Below are 18,325 nucleotides of genomic sequence, written 5' to 3'. Positions count from 1 at the left end.
TTACATGTTTGTTATACACGGCAGTTCAAGACAAAATGGAAATACGGAAGCTTTAACACATATGATGGTTGATGGAATTGAAACAGAACAAATTTATTTACGTGATCACACAGTCTACCCTATTACAGACCAGCGTCATGATGCAGAAGGATTCCAACCTGTAGATGATGACTACGAGCAGTTAACGAAACGCATGTTAGAGCACGACACAATTATCTTTGCTACACCATTATATTGGTACGGGATGAGCGGTCATATGAAAAACTTCGTCGATCGCTGGTCACAAAGCTTGCGTAATACATCCCTTCATTTCAAAGAAAAAATGAAAGGCAAAAAAATGTACGTTGTTATCGTTGGCGGCGATAATCCAAAACTAAAAGCATTACCGCTTATCTCCCAGTTCCAATACATCTTTGATTTTGTTGGTTCATCATTTGAAGGTTATATTATTGGGGATGCGAATGGATTAGATGAAATCCAAAATGATGCTGAGGCGCTAGCGAAGGCACAAATTTATAATAACGAATTCAAAAATCACAAGCTGAAATAAGTTTGACAAACTTATTTGTATGCGCATACAATAAAAGTAATATTATGAAAGGAAGGTACTTTGACCAATGAAGTTCTAATTCTCTTATTTATTTCATCCATCACAAATAGTGAACAAAAATGATGAAAACTAGCAGAGGATTAGTCTGTCCATTTGTCGATACTTTCTTTCGAAACGATCATGTGAAAAATCGTTTATTTATGTACGATTTTTACATGCAAGGGCGACGTTTATCCTCTCTAGTGAAACTAGGGAGGTTTTTTTATGACTATTTTATTCGCACGTAATATTGAAAAGAGCTTTGGTGATCGTACACTATTTACGTTACCATCACTGGAAATTCAAGCGCAGGATCGCATAGGAATTGTTGGAATCAACGGTGCTGGTAAATCTACGTTATTACAAATATTAAGTAAAGAAATAGAAGCTGACACTGGCATAGTAACTCATCATAGTTCTATCAGCATCATTCCTCAGCTTAGCGAGGAAGTACCGGAAACCACTTCTTCTCTCGCAAAAGGAAAATGGAGCATTTCAAACGTTTCAAATTCAATGAGCGGCGGTGAACGAATGCGTCTAAAGATTGCCCATACTCTTGAACAGAATGCAGGCATTTTATTCGCTGATGAACCAACAAGCCACTTAGATATGGCCGGTACAGAACAATTAGAAAAGGCACTTTTATCTTATAAAGGGGCACTTGTTTTAATATCACATGATCGTGACTTTTTAGATGCGATATGTACAAAAATCATCGAAATCGAAGATGGTACGATTCAAGAGTATAAAGGTAATTATTCAAACTATCGCAAGCAAAAAGAACGTGAACGAATACAAAAACAAGCAGAATATGAGCAATATGTACAAGAAAAAAATCGTTTAGAGCAGTCCATTTTACAAAAAAAGCAACGTGCTTCTAGCATGACAAAAATCCCAACACGGTTCAGTTCATCTGAATCTAAACTTTATAAATTAAGTGGGGCTCATGGCCAAGAACAGGTTAGTAAAGCAGCGAAAGCATTAGAAACACGTCTCGAAAAACTAGAAAAGAAGGAAAAGCCAAAGGATCTTTCTCAAGCTCAGTTTGACGTGCAATACCATACACCTATTCATAGTAAAGTGGCAGTACAGTTCAATAAAGCGACAAAGAAAATAGGTAATCGTACACTATTTAAAAATCTGAATGGAACTATTGCTCCAGGTGCAAAGCTTGCTATTTTAGGCGCAAACGGAAGTGGAAAAACGACTTTGTTCAACATGCTTCTCGCAAACGAGCGTGGCATTCAGCTCTCAAAGAGTTGTAAAATTGGATACTTCGAACAAACACTATCTATTTTAAAAACAGATAAAACCATTTTAGAAAATGTTCTAGAAGAAACAAATTATACAGAATCGTTCGTTCGCACAATACTTGCAAGGCTTCTATTCCGCCGTGAAGATGTTCATAAGCCTGTGCACGTTCTAAGCGGGGGTGAGCGAATGAAGGTTGCACTCGCAAAAGTATTTTTAGGAAACTATAATATGCTTCTGCTCGATGAACCGACAAACTATTTAGACTTAGCAACGCAAGAAGAATTAGAAAGCATGTTACAAGAATATCCTGGCACTATACTTTTCATTAGCCATGACCGTGCCTTTATTCGCTCTGTGGCAGACCATATTCTACAAGTAGACGAGAGTGAACCTAGAGTATTCCACGGCAATTACGAGCAATACACCAAGAGAACAACCGAGGATTCTGTAAATGTTACTGAACAAGAATTGTTACGATTACAAACAAAATTAACAGAAATCATCGGCCGAATTTCCATACAAAATCATCACGATGACATCACATCTCTCGAACAAGAATACGAAACATTATTAGTTCAAATCCGGAAATGTAAAGAAGCGCTCTAATGTCTTCCCTATATATCGACGGAACCTGCCGCATTTCCCAAGAAATATTGAATCTTCGACATAGCATATAAAAAGCCGTGCATCAGCACGGCTTTTTACTTCAGATACGAACAGCAGTCCCGCTCACAGCAACCATTAGCATTCCTTCGCGAACGACTTCATAATCCACATCGATACCAACGATGGCATTCGCATTTTTTTGCCTTGCGAGAGTTTTCATCTCTTCCATTGCAATGTCACGTGCTTCTTTCAATTTGCTTTCGTAAGCGCCTGAGCGACCGCCGACAACGTCACGAACAGAGGCAAAAAGGTCACGAACAATATTCGCGCCCATAATCGCTTCTCCATTGACGATATCGACATAATCAATAATTTCTTTCCCTTGAATTGTAGAAGTTGTTGTTACAATCATACCGTATAGCCTCCCATATAAGATTTTCACTTACTTATGGTGCGCTAATTCGGCAAAAATTATATTTACGAACTAAACTGAGCTTCGTATAACCTACTGTATCCTCCGCCTTGTTCAATTAATTCATCATGTGAACCTTGTTCTGCAATCCCATCTTTATTTACAACGACGATGCGATCTGCATTTTTAATCGTTGCAAGTCTGTGAGCGATAACTAACGTTGTACGGCCGACAGATAGTTCAGCAAGTGATTTTTGAATTGCAAGTTCCGTCTCTGTATCTAGCGCAGAAGTCGCTTCATCTAGTATTAAAATTGGCGGATTTTTCAAGAACATACGAGCAATCGCTAAACGCTGCTTCTGTCCGCCTGAAAGTTTCACGCCGCGCTCACCGATAACAGTATCTAAACCGTCTGGTTGTGAGTAAATTAAATCTTCTAATTGAGCTCTCTTTACCGCCTGCCAAATTTCAGCCTCTGATGCTTTTAAATTTCCGTAAGCAATGTTTTCACGAATTGTTCCTGAGAATAAGAACACATCTTGCTGCACGATTCCAATTTGCTTACGGAGTGAAGATAACGTCATGTCTTTCGTATCAATACCATCAATTTGAATCGATCCAGATGATTGCTCATAAAAGCGTGGTAATAAACTACATAACGTCGTTTTTCCAGCTCCAGATGGCCCAACGAACGCAACTGTTTCACCTGCATGTATTTTCAAACTAATATCATTTAAAATCGGTTCTTTGTTTTCATATCCAAATGTAATGTTGTTATATTGAATATCACCATGTACATGTTTTACTTCCATTGCATCTTTAGAGTCCACAATATCTGGCTCTGTTTCAAGAAGCTCTACATACCTTTTAAAACCGGCGATCCCTTTCGGATAGCTTTCGATTACCGCATTAATTTTTTCAATTGGACGGAAGAAAATATTCGTTAATAGAACGAATCCGATAAATCCACCGTACGTTAATTCTCCTTGCAGAACAAACCACGTACCGCATATTAAGACGAAGAGCGTTACGAGACGCATAAGCATATAACTAATTGACGAATTTAGCGCCATAATTTTATACGCCATTAATTTCGTTGTACGGAAACGAGCATTATTAACAGCAAATTGCTCTTTCTCAAACTTTTCATTTCCGAATGCTTGTACAACGCGAATACCACCAACGTTGTTCTCAATACATGCATTGAAATCAGCAACATCTGAGAATAAACGTCTAAATGTACCTGTCATTTTTTTATTGAAGTAAAGTGCTAACCATAATAAGAATGGAATGACGAAGAACGTTAATAGCGCTAACTTCCAGTTGATCATCATCATAAATGAAAATGCCCCAACTAAAGTCATAACGGCAATAAATAAATCTTCTGCCCCGTGGTGAGCAATTTCCCCAATCTCCATTAAATCGTTTGTAAGGCGTGAAATTAAATGACCTGTTTTATTATTATCAAAAAATCTGAATGATAGCTTTTGAATATGATCAAATAATTTCTGCCTCATATCTGTTTCAATGTTAACACCAAGCATATGTCCCCAATATGTAACGACATATTGTAAGCCTGCATTTAACATATAAACTGCGAGTAAACCGAAACAAGCCCATAAAATAAGCGTCCAGTTTTGCCCTGGCAATAACTTATCAATAAATTGATTTACGATAAGCGGGAAGCCGAGTTCTAATAATCCTGCGACAACCGCACAAGAAAAGTCGAGTATAAATAAACCTTTATACGGTTTATAGTAAGAAAAAAATTTACGCAGCATATCTTACCTCCATTTTCCAAAATTAAAAAGACTCCCTAAATGATAACCATTATCAAATAATTATTCAAGTTATCCGTCTATGAAACTGAAAATAAGCTTTGCGATAGTTGTCGTTTTTGGCCGGAAAGTCGATATATTCGAATAATCGCCGATATATTTCGAGTTGCGCTGATATACTTGCAAAATCGCCGATATATTTCAAGTTGCGCTGATATATTTGCAAAATCGCCGATATAAATTTCATGTACTATAACTACCGCCCTGCTTACACAAAAAAGGCATCACCACAAGATGATACCTTTTCTTCTATTACATCGCTTCCGAATCCCACTCATGCTCCTGCTGAACAAACACAATACCTAATTCGTGATGTCCACCAGCGTATAATGCCGTTTGAGCAAGGCGAAGTTCTCCATTTGTATCTAAAACTTCTAACTTACAAAATGCTCCTGTCGTCTTCGTTTGAAGCGCATCATAAAATTCCTCAGCACTTCTTGGAATGACTCCATTTACTTTCGTAATCATTTCTCCAGGCAGTAAATTCAGCTCTGCTCCAATTGTATTTGGAATTGTATCTAGTACAACGAGTCCATCATTACGTGCAGCGAAGTACGCTGGTCTTGTTTCATCCGCAATTTTCTCTTGCATGGAAATTGTAAAACGTCCAAGCATTGCAACGCCCATTGCAATAATGGCAAGTACGTGCCACCAATAACTTGCGATTCCTAAAACAAGCACAAGTCCTGCTAATCCGTACACACGTCTTCCTGTAAATAATAAAGCTTCCGTCGGCTCATAACTTCTAATCCTTCTCATAAATCCAATTAAAAATGGAACGAGGAATAGAGAATATGTATGTGAACCGATTGAAACGACAGGCCACCATGAAATAAACTGCGTTACTGCGTCACCTGGTACAAGAATAAAAATAGGAACGATCCATAAACGCTTTGATTCGTGTAAACCAATCTTTAATCCGCGCTTACCCTTCCTAATCTTTGGCGTCGAATATCCTACTGCATTTTTAGAAATCAACAAGCCCTCTACAACGAGCATGATGCCTAGCAAAATAGCAAGGGATACGATTGTATTCTCTTCACCTTCTCCAAGCTGTAAGAAAGAAACTGGTAGCTTAGAAGATAATAGAACACATACAATCGCGATACTAAACGTATAAGCCGCTGATAAATATCGATACATAGCAGTTAATCCAAATAGTAACGTCCAAAGTAAAATGGCCCATAAGCTCGCCTTAGAAACAACAAGTCCGAGCCCAATCGTAATGATAGATACGATTAATCCGTATTTAACTCCCGCCAATAAAGATGTTCGCAGTTCAAACCAAATATCATAAACTTTAAAAGAAAAATCTTTTCGTTCTCGTAACATACGTAAGTATCCAACGAAGATACTACTTATTAGAAATACATAGACAGCAGGGTGTAAGAAAAAACGTCCAACTGCCCGCATTATTTCAAAAATCCACGCCTCCACGAACCCATTCACCACCATTTATATCATTCTTTCTTTTTATATTATCATAACTGGACAAACGTTTGTTTAACACAAAAAAATACAGGCAGCAAACCGCCTGTATTTCTTTTTATCCCACTTTAATGGGCAGTAAGCCTCCCACCTCAAAATTCAGCGAAAACAAAGAATTTAGGTGGGGAGTCAACTGTCCATAAAAGTCCGATTGGTTCAACTAATAATCAGCGGGGGATGAAGCCCCCCACTGATTAAAGTTTCACTTTACTTCGCCATTAATTTTAATGCTGACTGTAATTGTAGATCATTTTCTCCAGAACGGATTTTTTCAATAATTTTCGTTTGAATCGCCTCAGCTGTCTTTTTATCGAGCTGTCCTGTCGCTTCCATCTTATTCGCATTTTGGAATGCTTTCAGTGCTGATTCTGTCTCTTTACTAAAGTAGCCATCTTCACGTCCTGGTACATACCCTAAACTCTTAAGCATTTCTTGGGCATGTTTTACTTGTACATCATTTGCATTGTATGAAAGTGTCTTTTCAATTTGAATTGGTGTCGCATGATAATAATCTGGTTGTTTCACTTCTACAGTTGGCTTGATTCCTTTTTTATGAATCCAGTTTCCATCCGGTGTTAACCATTTGAACATCGTTAATTTGATGTTGCTGCCATCTTTAAATGGAACAGCTTGCTGAACAGTACCTTTGCCAAACGTTTTTTCACCAATTAAATCGTATCCTTCTCCCTCTTTTAGCGCACCCGCTAAAATCTCTGAAGCAGAAGCACTTCCATTATCAATTAATACTGAAATCGGATATGGCTTTCTCTCTTTTAGTTCCGTAGAGAATTTCTTCTTCTCACCATTTCTTTGCTCTACTTGTAGCATCGGCTTTTTATCCGTCATAATTTCTCCTAGTATCTCTTCTACACTATTTAAGTAGCCACCTGGATTACCACGTACGTCAATAACTAAGCCTTTTATGTTTTTCTTCTCTAACTCTTTTAACTGATCCTTAAATTCTTTCGCTGTATTTTCAGCAAAAGAAGTGATTTGCATATAACCGATATCTTTTCCACTCTCTTGTTTCACAGAGCTAAACACTGTGAAGATTGGAATTTTTTCACGCTTAATTTTAAATACAATCGGATCAGCTACTCCTGCACGCTTAATTTCAATCGCAACAGTCGTTCCTTTTTTACCACGAATCTTTAATACTGCTTCTTCACGTGATAAATCTTTCACACTATTTCCATCTACAGATAAAATTTGGTCATTCGGTTTAATTCCAATCTTTTCTGCTGGTGAGCCTTTAATTGGAGATACGATAATAAGCTTACCGTCCGTTTTGTTCACCTCAGCCCCAATCCCTTCTAACTCGGGATCAAGTGATTCACTAAACTGTTTAGCCGTTTCTTTATCCATATACGTGGAATAAGGGTCCTTCAGCGTAGACAACATGCCTTGTATTGCACCTTCGACTAATTTTTCATCTTTCACGTCTTCCACATAACGTGAATCAATTAGTGCATACGCCTCATTAATTTTTGCCAAATTCCCTTGCGCAGTGCTAGCGTTTCCATTCGAAATTGTTTGCGTTACTTCTGCTGGGTTAACCCCAAATAAAGACATACCCGCAAACATTCCGCCAGCACCAATTAAAAATGCAACAACCATTCCAATAATTGCAACTCTACGTTTCAATGCGGAATTCCCCTTTCCAAAACACACAGGTGGTGTAGCAAAAGGCATCACACAGTGTGTGATGCCTTTACCTATTTCTACTATATGATAAGCTTGTACGAATTATGTTTGCAACTTTTTATACTTTTAAGAAGCGACGAATTGACATTACACTTCCCCACATACCGATTAAAGCCCCGATTAACACTAGTAAACCAGCTAATTGGAATACGAATGGACTGTATGGTAGAAGTTCGAAAATTGTTCCGCCAAGTTTTTCGTTAAACACACCTTGCAACGAATTATACGTAACTAGAATTAAGCCAATTGGAATAATTGATCCTAATACTCCTAGGAATAATCCCTCTAATAAGAACGGCCAACGAATAAACCAGTTTGTTGCACCTACAAGTTTCATAATTTCGATTTCTGTACTACGAGCATAAATTGTAATTTTAATTGTATTAGAGATTAAGAACATCGCTGTGAATAAAAGACCAGCAATTAACACAATCCCGATGTTACGACCAGTTTTTACAGTATCAAATAATCGTTCAACTTGCCCTTTTCCGTACTGAACATTACTTACAAACTGCATTTTTTCAATCTTTTTCGCAATTGTTGCTGTATCTGTTGGTTCTTTTGCTTTTACAACGAATACGTTTTTAAGTGGGTTATCTTGTTCAAATAACTCAAATGTCTTTCCGCTATCGCCTAAACTTTTAATTAAACGTTTTAACTCTTCTTCTTTAGAAGAATATTTAATAGAGTCTACTTTTGCAATCTTACTCATATCATCTTCTAATTTCTTTTGGTCAGCTTCTTTTGCTGCTGGATCAATGTGTACACGAATTTCTACATCTTGCTCTACTTTCGTCGCAAAATGGTTCATATTCATAATCGCTGTTAAAAAGACACCTACAAGTAATAATGTAACTGTTACCGCACTAACAGAAGCAAACGTCATCCATCCGTTACGTGATAGATTCTTTACACCTTCTCGCAAATGTCGACTAAGGGTCTTAGCCTTCATATCCGTATCCTCCCTCCATCTCATCTCGAACAATTTTTCCGCCTTCAATCGCGATTACACGATGACGGATTGTATTTACGATATCTGCGTTATGTGTCGCCATAACGATCGTTGTACCACGCTCATTAATGCGCGTGAAAATCTTCATAATATCAAGAGCTGTTTCAATATCTAAGTTACCTGTTGGCTCATCGGCAATTACAACCTTTGGTCTATTAACAATTGCTCTCGCAATCGCAACACGTTGCTGCTCCCCGCCTGAAAGTTCGCTTGGAAGTGCGTCTGCACGATCTTCAAGACCTACAAGACCTAACACTTCTGTTACACGCTCACGAATTGCATCTGGCTCTTCTTCAATTACTTCTAAGGCAAACGCAACATTCTCATATACCGTTAATTTAGGTAGTAATTTAAAGTCTTGGAAAATCACGCCTAATTGACGACGGAAATATGGAACGTCTCTTTCTGCTAATGACTCGATAGTAAGACCATTTACATTAATTGATCCTGTAGATGGCTTCTCTTCACGATACATCATTTTAATAAATGTAGATTTTCCGGCTCCACTCGGTCCAACTACGTATACAAACTCGCCTTGTTTAATGTTAACTGTGAGACCAGCAATGGCTTTCATACCATTCGGGTACTCCTTATAAACATTCGTCATTTTTATCATTATTTATCACCCAATACTTAATGATTTTTTTCGAAATACTTTTCTGTACATTTGAAAATAAAAGCTAAACCTTTATTCTCTTTTAAACCACTCTTGTTGAAGGTAGTCTACTTATACTCTTTTTCTAAGCAATACTACTCTATGTAATATATTTCAGCAAAATTCTACAAACCTCATTGTAACATCAAACGGTTTCCAGTTTGGATACATTTTTGTTACAGTTATGTTACATTCCAAAAAAAGGGAAACGAGTTGATTATATGAATCAACTCGTCCATTTTACCCCTTTTTATTTATGTTCAGCTAACCACTCAGCTACTTTTTTCGCATCTTCACCTTGAATAAGTCCTGGCGACATTGAACCGCGACCTTTTTTAATAATTTCTTCGATATCTGCAGCGTCGTACTTCCCGCCTACTTTTCTTAAATCAGGTCCAGTTGCTCCTGATAAATCTGTTGCGTGACACCCAGCACAACTTCTTTGGAAAATTTGTTCTGCACTGTCTGTACTTGCAGACTGGTTCGAAGACTTACTCTCTTCTTTATTTCCACACGCTCCTAAAGCAAAAACGACTGATGTTCCTAGCGCAATAGCCAATAATTTCTTTTTCACTTCTATCGCTCCCCATTGTTGATATTCTTTTCATTCCTAACACACTCATTTTCATTATAAGCATTATCTTTATATAGAAAAACTAAGGTGTATTTCATATTCTTCAAAAATAAAGTGAGAACCCTAATGATATAAAGCTTTTATAAAGGATTCTTTTTGAACGGGAATTTAGAAAAATTCTGTAGAAAACCTTACTCTATTGCCAATCTGTTTTACTATTTTCTACTTTTTACAAAACAATATACAACATTGTATGCTACATATAATCCCATCAAAAAGAGAAGTTGTCGTTTCCAACTTCTCTTCCTCTGTACTTCATCCATATAAATAAAATAGCACTCTTTATGTCCTCTATATCCTCAACGTGCGCCAACAATTTTGTTGGCTTTTTTTCACTTAGCTTATTAGATGCGAGAACGTAAGTAAGCATCAATAAACGGATCAATTTCTCCATCCATAACTGCTTGCACATTACCGACCTCAGTATTTGTACGGTGGTCTTTCACAAGAGAATATGGGTGGAATACGTAAGAACGGATTTGGCTACCCCATCCGATTTCTTTTTGTTCTCCGCGAATTTCATCTAACTCCGCTTGTTGCTCTTCTAATTTCTTTTGATATAATTTCGCTTTTAACATCTTCATCGCGTGCTCACGGTTTTTAATTTGAGAACGCTCTGACTGACACGTTACAACCGTATTTGTCGGTGTATGCGTAATACGAACTGCTGAATCTGTCGTATTGACGTGCTGTCCACCCGCTCCACTTGCACGATACGTATCAATTTTCAAGTCTTCTGTACGTATTTCAATTTCAACTTCATCATTGAATTCAGGTACAACTTCACAAGATACGAACGATGTATGACGACGGCCTGAAGAATCGAATGGTGAAATACGTACAAGACGATGTACACCTTTCTCAGCTTTTAAGTAACCGTAAGCGTTATGACCCTTAATTAATAAAGTAACGCTCTTAATACCAGCTTCATCACCTGGTAAGTAGTCAACAGTTTCTACTTTAAACCCACGTTTTTCAGCCCAACGTGTGTACATACGTAATAACATAGAACCCCAGTCTTGTGACTCTGTTCCACCAGCACCTGGGTGTAATTCTAAAATGGCGTTATTTTTATCATAAGGATCGCTAAGTAGTAACTGCAGCTCATACTCATTCATTTCTTGAATTAAGCCTTTTACTTCTGATTCAAGCTCCTCATGTAAATCTTCATCATACTCTTCTTTTAAAAGTTCATGCGTTATTTCTAAATTTTCGAATGTCTCATCTAACTGACGGAAACTCCCAACCATATCTTTTAACGCATTTGCTTCGTTAATGACAGCTTGTGCGCCTTGTTGATCATCCCAAAATCCTGCGCCCATCATTTTCTCTTCTAATTCTGAAATTTGTTTCTCCTTAGTAGGGATGTCAAAGAGACCCCCTAAAAGCCGCTAATCTCTTAGCCATTTTCTCTAATTCCTGTCTAATTTCTACTAATTCCATTTCCTTCACCTCTATGTAATTGCTGTTACTTTCGTATGAAAACAAGGGAAACTCTCTCCACTTATGACGGAGAGAGTTTAATCCTTCTTAATTATACATTTTTGATGTAAAAGTTTGCAAAGCAGCCTGGGCTACCGCCCTATATTACTTCCCGATACCACAGCAGTTTTTATATTTTTTACCGCTACCACATTTACATAAATCGTTGCGGCCCACTTGGTCACCTTTTACAACTGGTTTTTTCTTCGCTTCTTCGCCATCGCTAGATGGGTGAACAGCTTCACCTTGAACAACTTCTTGACGCTCTAAGTTTTGTTCAATTTCAGCTTTCATAATGTAACGAGAAATTTCCTCTTCAATAGAAGCAATCATTGATTCGAACATTGCGAACCCTTCCATTTGATACTCACGAAGTGGATCAATTTGACCGTAAGCACGTAAATGAATACCTTCACGAAGGTGATCCATCGCATCGATATGCTCTGTCCATTTCGTATCTACAACACGGAATACAACAACTTTTTCGAACTCACGCATTTGCTCTTCTGGCATAAGCTTTTCCTTGTCATTGTAACGCTCTATTAATTTCGCGATAATTGGCTCGCTCATTTCCTCCGGAGCAAGGCGACGTAATTCTTCTTCTTTCACATCTCCTTCTTGCAGAAGGTTTGTATTTAAGTAGTCAACAAGACCTTTAATGTTCCAATCTTCTTCAATTTCCTCTTGTGTATGAAGTGCAACCGCACGCTCTACTGTAGATTTCATCATACCTTCAATAATACCGCGTAAGTTCTCAGACTCCATTACCTCTTGACGCTGTTTGTAAATAACTTCACGTTGCTGACGAAGTACATCATCATATTGTAGTAACTGCTTACGTGCATCATAGTTATTTCCTTCTACACGTTTTTGCGCAGATTCTACTGCACGAGAAACCATTTTACTTTCGATTGGCTGAGAATCATCCATACCAAGGCGATCCATCATCGCTTTCATATTATCAGAACCGAAGCGACGCATTAGTTCATCTTCCATTGATAAGTAGAACTGCGTAACACCTGGGTCCCCTTGACGACCAGCACGACCACGTAACTGGTTATCAATACGACGACTTTCGTGACGCTCTGTACCGATAACGGCTAAACCAACGTTTTTCACATCGTCTCCAAGCTTAATATCTGTACCACGACCTGCCATGTTCGTCGCAATCGTTACAGCGCCTTTTATACCTGCTTCTGCAATGATATCCGCTTCACGCGCATGGTTTTTCGCATTTAAGATGTTATGACGTACACCTTTACGCGTTAACATTTTTGAAATAAGTTCTGACGTTTCGATTGCAACTGTACCGACAAGAACTGGTTGCCCTTGTTTATGACGATTTACAATATCCTCAACAACAGCATTAAATTTACCTTCCATTGATTTAAAGATTAAATCTGCACGGTCATCACGAATAATCGGTTTGTTCGTTGGAATTACGATAACGTTCATATTGTAAATGTTACGGAATTCCTCTTCCTCTGTTTTCGCTGTACCAGTCATACCAGATAACTTTTCGTACATACGGAAGTAGTTCTGGAATGTAATTGTCGCAAGCGTCATACTTTCATTTTGAATTTCTACGCCTTCTTTTGCCTCGATAGCTTGGTGTAACCCTTCGCTATAACGACGACCTTTCATAAGACGACCAGTAAATTGGTCTACAATTACGATTTCGCCTTCTTGTACAACATAATCTGTATCACGATGCATAACAACGTGCGCACGAAGTGCCTGATTAATATGGTGAAGAAGCGCTACATGTTTTAAATCAAATAAGTTTTCAATATGGAAAGCTTTCTCCGCTTTCGTAATACCATCTTCTGTTAACATTACATTTTTCGTCTTCACATCAAATGAATAATCTTTTTCATTTTCTAACGTACGAACGAATGCATTTGCAAACATGTACAGCTCTGTTGATTTTTGAGCTTGTCCAGAAATAATAAGTGGCGTACGCGCTTCATCGACTAAGATAGAATCGACTTCATCGATAATAGCAAAGTGCAGTGGGCGTTGAACGCACTGCTCTTTATATAAAACCATGTTGTCACGTAAGTAATCGAATCCAAGCTCATTATTTGTGCTATACGTAATATCAGCAGCATAAGCCTCTTGTTTCTCTTCGCGTGACATACTGTTTAAATTAATTCCTACTGTTAATCCTAGGAACTCATGAAGTTGTCCCATTTCGCTCGCATCACGTTGTGCTAAGTATTCATTGACTGTAACAACGTGAACACCTTTTCCTGTTAAAGCATTTAAATATACAGGTAATGTAGATGTTAACGTTTTACCTTCACCCGTTTTCATCTCAGAAATATTCCCTTCATGTAAGGCAATACCACCCATTAACTGTACACCATACGGACGCATTCCAAGAACACGAGTCGCAGCTTCACGAACAACCGCAAAAGCTTCAGGTAGTAGATCATCTACTGTTTCACCTTTTGTTAGACGTTCTTTAAATTCAAGCGTCTTCCCTTTTAATTGTTCATCAGTTAATGGCTTAATAGATGACTCTAATGCATCAATTTGCTCAACTGTTTTCTGCATACGTTTAATTTGGCGTTGATTTACATCAAACACCTTTTTTAAAATACCGATCATAGGAAATACGCTCCTCTTTTTATTAAAATAAAACTTCCGATTGTTTTTTCTTTTTCTCTATTACAATCAGTCGTTATAAAAATCAAATGTATGTTATGCCAATTTTTCTCCTAATTAAAAAAACTAAAATGTATATACCTAATGATAATTGTAACACTTGTCTTATAACTATGACAACAATCGGCAAAATGTCGGGCCTTATATTCAAAAAAAGTTTTTATTTTATTTGTTACGTTCCTTTTCTCTGTCTCGCTATTTCAATTTCACGTTACAAATTTCGTATTAAATCTAAGTCCTATTCTTTCAAGTTTCCTTTTAAAGAACATGACTACCAGAAATTCCTTAATAAAATCTAAATCGACAATTACAAAAAGCCGGAAACTTCGCAGGTGTAGCATCCATGGGTACTTACACCTGCAAAAAAACTCCGACTTTAAAAAATATTGTTATGTTGCAAGATCTACAAACAACATTAAAATATAGCTGTATCAATCATAAATTTTATTAATTTATCGGTATTTCTAATTCATGATATTTCCCTTCCTTATCCTTTATACACGAAATGAATTTCACTTTAGTTGATTCATTTGAAAAGTTTTTATAATTTTTATAAGGGTCATCTCCTATAAAATAATTTGTCCCTATATACCCTCGTACTGTTTTACCAGCAGGTATTACAGGATCAAACTGATATTTTTTAGGTAATTCCATTGAATAAGGGATTACATTATAAAACTCACCTATTTTAGAATAAAACATTGTATCGGAAATAGACTTATTACTAAGCAAGTTAATATCTCGATTTGTTGTATTTGTAATATCTAAAGGTAAAACATACGTCACTACTTCACGGTCTTCATAGGGATCATACACTTTTGTAGGATCAAGAGGATTAAGTGCATGAAATGTAACCCCTTGACCATCTTCAAAAGTTCTATTAGATAAAAGCTCACCTTTTATGACTTTATAAGATTCATTATTTTGATTTAATGTTTTAAATCTAAAGAAACTAGCAAATGTACATAGCAACAGACACAATCCAACGCTTATTAAGACATATTTTCTTGCCACTCTTAATCTACCAACTTTCCATTATTAACATGTACAATACGATCTACTATTTCATTATCTAGAACATGCACATCATGACTGGCTACAACAATAGTCGTTCCTTTAGACTTTTCTACTTTCAAAATATCCAAAACATCTTTTATCCCATCACTATCTAAAGCATTCGTTGGCTCGTCTAATAACAGTAATTTTGGTTGTTCCATTAAAGCTTGCGCTATCCCTAAACGTTGTTTCATACCTAAAGAGTATCTTTTATACTTTCTCTTATCTGTTTTATCAAGTCCAACCCTTTGAATAATATTATAAATCTCCTCATCGGAGATTTTATTGTTAATCGATGATAAAAATTTCAAGTTCTGAAAACCAGTATACCCTGGAATAAAACTTGGATATTCAATCAATATTCCCATAGAATCAGGAAATTGCTTTTGTTTTCCAATTATTTCATTATCTATATAAACAACTCCAGAATTCAAACGCATTAACCCTGAGATAGCGCGTAAAATCATCGTTTTACCAGAACCATTATGCCCCTTCAAAACTAAAAACTCTCCTTTTTTTACTGACAAACTAATATTATCTAACACAATATTTCCCTTTAATCTTTTCGTCATACATTCACATTTAATATAATTGTCCATAAATTATTCACCTATCACATCTAGTTTTTTTAAACAAAAACTACCTAACAAAATCATTACAACAACAATTACTACTCCGATTAAAAGTAACTCATGCCATTGAATAGATTGATTATTACCTAAAGTCAATTGAATTGAGCTGTGATCAACAAAATACCAACGATTTGGCATAACAAAAGAGCCTAAAAAATAAATACTATGAAAGAAAATAGACAAAAATAGGTATAACAACATTAGTACAAAAACAATAGTTATTGGTATATAAAATGTTAAAAACTCAAAAATCAAAGCTAATAAAAAGCTTATAATAATTTGAATTAGCATAGTACCTACTATCTTATAAGAAAATTGACTATATACATTTGAAAAAGAATGCCCGCCAAAAGTAAGCAAATAATAAACAGTAAACCAAATCAAATACATAACAATCCAAATACTAATTATGTAAAAAAACAAAGATAGTATTTTCGTTAACCAAAGAAAATGCTTCTTCTTAACACGAGGAAATAAATAAACACCATTCTGCTGAATATCTGAAAAAGCAAACTTCCCTACTAGCAACAAAGGAGTAATTTGAAAAAATATCCAATAAAACGGGATAGAAAATCGCCCCTCCTTATAAAAATAAGATAAATCCACAAAGTCTACTCCATGAAAAAATCGATAAAAGGTAACATCTACTAATACAGGTTCTTTACCATTACTCAGAGGCTGATTGTATAAAAAGGTAACTACAATCATAGCGTAAATTAAGAATAAAAAAGCCATTATCTTGACGGAATCTCTAAACCTTACATGTAAATCTCTTTTTAACAAATGATATAAAATCATAATGTAAACTAGATCACCTCTGTCTCATCATTCATAGCAATATAACTTTTTTTAGATAAAATCCATACACTTATAAAAAAGATAAAAAAACATCCAAATAAGCGTATAAGTAAACCAGTAGCATCTTCAAACACATTTATATAAAAAGCATTTGTAAATAAAAATCCATGTAATATAAATCTATCTAATAAAACGGCAGTAATCATACATATTATTACAAGTAAACTAGGTAAAAATAATTGCAACAAAGCACTTATCATACATATAAAAATAGTCGCAAATAATTGAATGCAAAATAATAATGGATAATTCACAGAAATACTATTTACAGCCATCATATTTGACATCAAAAATAACTGTAAAATCATACTCCCAGCGAAAAAACAAACGAAAACGAATAGTTTCAAATAATATATAGAAACTAATTTCCATGCATTATTCACTCGGTAAACTACATAAATACTAAAAAAACTCGACATAGAATATACAGAAAAAACGATTGTTAAAGGAATAAATATGGTCGACAAATTATAAAACGACATAACCTTATACAGGGTTTCCAATTCGTTCATTTTCTCTTTTACAATTCCAGATTCAAAATAATTGAACAAGCAACCAATGATACTAGCATTAAGTAAAAAGAGAATACTTAACCAAACATATTTCATCCTTATAGTTTCTTTCATAACATTATAAAAGAACATGCTTCCTACTCCCCCGTAAATAAAGAACTACAGAACAAAACCAAATACATAACAGTACACTAAGAAAAATTTGTAATTCAAAAAACCCAAAATCTTTAATTAAATAATCTTTAGGATTGAGAATTCCCTTTCCAATACCAAGCCAAAAAATATGTAAAATAAATGGAACTAAATAAACAAAATAAACTCGTTTTATAAAAAACGAAACTGATAAAGCTAAACTCGAAAAAACCGCACCGTATAAACCATTTAAAAATACATACATTAGAAAATATAAAGTAGGGTACTTATAATAAACTATATGAAATTGAGCTGTTGGCGAAACAGTAGAAGCCATATAATTTAATATCGGATGCGGAGCAACTGTCGGATAAGTCATCACATATAAATAAAAATGAAATAGTAAAGGGACACTTATAATAAAAAAAGATACAATAAAATTAATAAAATAAAGTAATCTAAAATAATGACGCGTTCCCATCTTAGAAATGACAGGATAAATAAATCCATAATTTTTATCAATTCTATAAATCCCAGCTACAGCCATTGCAGAAATCACAGGAAATATAAGTAGATAAAATTCACTATAAAATGGTAATCTATTAAAATGTAAAATGTTAGATAAATATGGAGATACCTTTATAATCCCAGCATCGTTAAATCCTTTAGTTGTAACAAACATAGCAATATATTGAGCAATGACAATTACTAACATAATAAATAAAGACAACCAAAACATCCTACCTTTTAAAATCCTTCCTAAAAAGTAACTCATCTACAGCTCCTCCATA

General features: G+C 35.7%; 16 protein-coding genes. 2 read left to right on the top strand and 14 right to left on the bottom strand.

Annotation, left to right across the window (positions count from 1 at the left end; genetic code table 11):
* The first annotated feature begins 4 nt into the window (after window positions 1-4).
* Both QCI47_RS01635 and abc-f read left to right on the top strand, forming a co-directional pair.
* A complete protein-coding gene (locus tag QCI47_RS01635; RefSeq protein ID WP_073540497.1) occupies window positions 5-550 on the top strand; it encodes a flavodoxin family protein in 546 nt (181 codons plus the stop codon).
* A 264-nt stretch (window positions 551-814) separates the two neighbouring features.
* Window positions 815-2,449: a ribosomal protection-like ABC-F family protein gene (gene abc-f, locus QCI47_RS01630; protein ID WP_309422831.1), complete on the top strand. Its 1,635-nt coding sequence runs from the start codon at window positions 815-817 to the stop codon at window positions 2,447-2,449.
* Between the two features lie 100 nt (window positions 2,450-2,549).
* On the opposite strand, the gene QCI47_RS01625 is transcribed toward abc-f, so the two are convergent.
* The 14 genes from QCI47_RS01625 to QCI47_RS01560 all read right to left on the bottom strand — a co-directional run bounded on the left by QCI47_RS01625 (window position 2,550) and on the right by QCI47_RS01560 (window position 18,309).
* On the bottom strand, window positions 2,550-2,861 hold the full coding sequence (locus QCI47_RS01625; RefSeq protein WP_000637521.1) for a YbjQ family protein: 312 nt from the start codon (window positions 2,859-2,861) through the stop codon (window positions 2,550-2,552).
* 65 nt (window positions 2,862-2,926) lie between these two features.
* The gene (locus QCI47_RS01620) at window positions 2,927-4,642 is read right to left on the bottom strand and encodes an ABC transporter ATP-binding protein (RefSeq protein WP_353811678.1); all 1,716 of its coding nucleotides are present in this window, start codon (window positions 4,640-4,642) and stop codon (window positions 2,927-2,929) included.
* 309 nt (window positions 4,643-4,951) lie between these two features.
* Entirely contained in the window at window positions 4,952-6,154 is a 1,203-nt protein-coding gene (locus tag QCI47_RS01615; protein ID WP_070807173.1) for a PDZ domain-containing protein, read from the bottom strand.
* A 240-nt stretch (window positions 6,155-6,394) separates the two neighbouring features.
* Window positions 6,395-7,831: a S41 family peptidase gene (locus QCI47_RS01610; protein ID WP_000830290.1), complete on the bottom strand. Its 1,437-nt coding sequence runs from the start codon at window positions 7,829-7,831 to the stop codon at window positions 6,395-6,397.
* Between the two features lie 118 nt (window positions 7,832-7,949).
* Window positions 7,950-8,843 (bottom strand): permease-like cell division protein FtsX, encoded by an 894-nt coding sequence (ftsX, locus tag QCI47_RS01605; RefSeq protein ID WP_000645019.1) that lies wholly within the window; start codon window positions 8,841-8,843, stop codon window positions 7,950-7,952.
* On the bottom strand, window positions 8,833-9,519 hold the full coding sequence (ftsE, locus tag QCI47_RS01600; RefSeq protein WP_000594318.1) for a cell division ATP-binding protein FtsE: 687 nt from the start codon (window positions 9,517-9,519) through the stop codon (window positions 8,833-8,835). The genes ftsX and ftsE overlap by 11 nt, the downstream gene beginning before the upstream one ends.
* Before the next feature lie 289 nt (window positions 9,520-9,808).
* Complete coding sequence (cccB, locus tag QCI47_RS01595) at window positions 9,809-10,132, bottom strand: cytochrome c551 (RefSeq protein ID WP_000727972.1); 324 nt, start codon at window positions 10,130-10,132, stop codon at window positions 9,809-9,811.
* 404 nt (window positions 10,133-10,536) lie between these two features.
* A protein-coding gene (gene prfB, locus QCI47_RS01590) for a peptide chain release factor 2 (RefSeq protein WP_353811677.1) occupies window positions 10,537-11,635 on the bottom strand; the annotation gives its coding sequence in 2 pieces (ribosomal slippage) (window positions 10,537-11,562 and window positions 11,564-11,635; 1,098 coding nt in all).
* A 144-nt stretch (window positions 11,636-11,779) separates the two neighbouring features.
* A complete protein-coding gene (gene secA, locus QCI47_RS01585; RefSeq protein WP_000579381.1) occupies window positions 11,780-14,287 on the bottom strand; it encodes a preprotein translocase subunit SecA in 2,508 nt (835 codons plus the stop codon).
* Between the two features lie 504 nt (window positions 14,288-14,791).
* Complete coding sequence (locus QCI47_RS01580; RefSeq protein ID WP_061131955.1) at window positions 14,792-15,319, bottom strand: hypothetical protein; 528 nt, start codon at window positions 15,317-15,319, stop codon at window positions 14,792-14,794.
* 41 nt (window positions 15,320-15,360) lie between these two features.
* Entirely contained in the window at window positions 15,361-15,999 is a 639-nt protein-coding gene (locus tag QCI47_RS01575) for an ATP-binding cassette domain-containing protein (protein ID WP_242302300.1), read from the bottom strand.
* Between the two features lie 3 nt (window positions 16,000-16,002).
* A complete protein-coding gene (locus QCI47_RS01570; protein WP_033678593.1) occupies window positions 16,003-16,767 on the bottom strand; it encodes a hypothetical protein in 765 nt (254 codons plus the stop codon).
* 71 nt (window positions 16,768-16,838) lie between these two features.
* The gene (locus QCI47_RS01565) at window positions 16,839-17,534 is read right to left on the bottom strand and encodes a hypothetical protein (protein WP_309422830.1); all 696 of its coding nucleotides are present in this window, start codon (window positions 17,532-17,534) and stop codon (window positions 16,839-16,841) included.
* Window positions 17,521-18,309: a hypothetical protein gene (locus QCI47_RS01560; RefSeq protein ID WP_309422829.1), complete on the bottom strand. Its 789-nt coding sequence runs from the start codon at window positions 18,307-18,309 to the stop codon at window positions 17,521-17,523. Before QCI47_RS01560 ends, QCI47_RS01565 begins: the two co-directional genes overlap by 14 nt.
* Window positions 18,310-18,325 lie beyond the last annotated feature (16 nt).

This window comes from Bacillus cereus group sp. RP29 (assembly GCF_040459765.1).
In the GTDB taxonomy this organism is placed as follows: domain Bacteria; phylum Bacillota; class Bacilli; order Bacillales; family Bacillaceae_G; genus Bacillus_A; species Bacillus_A paranthracis.
Note: the sequence above shows the minus strand (reverse complement) of the source record. Positions and strands in the feature narration are given on the sequence as shown.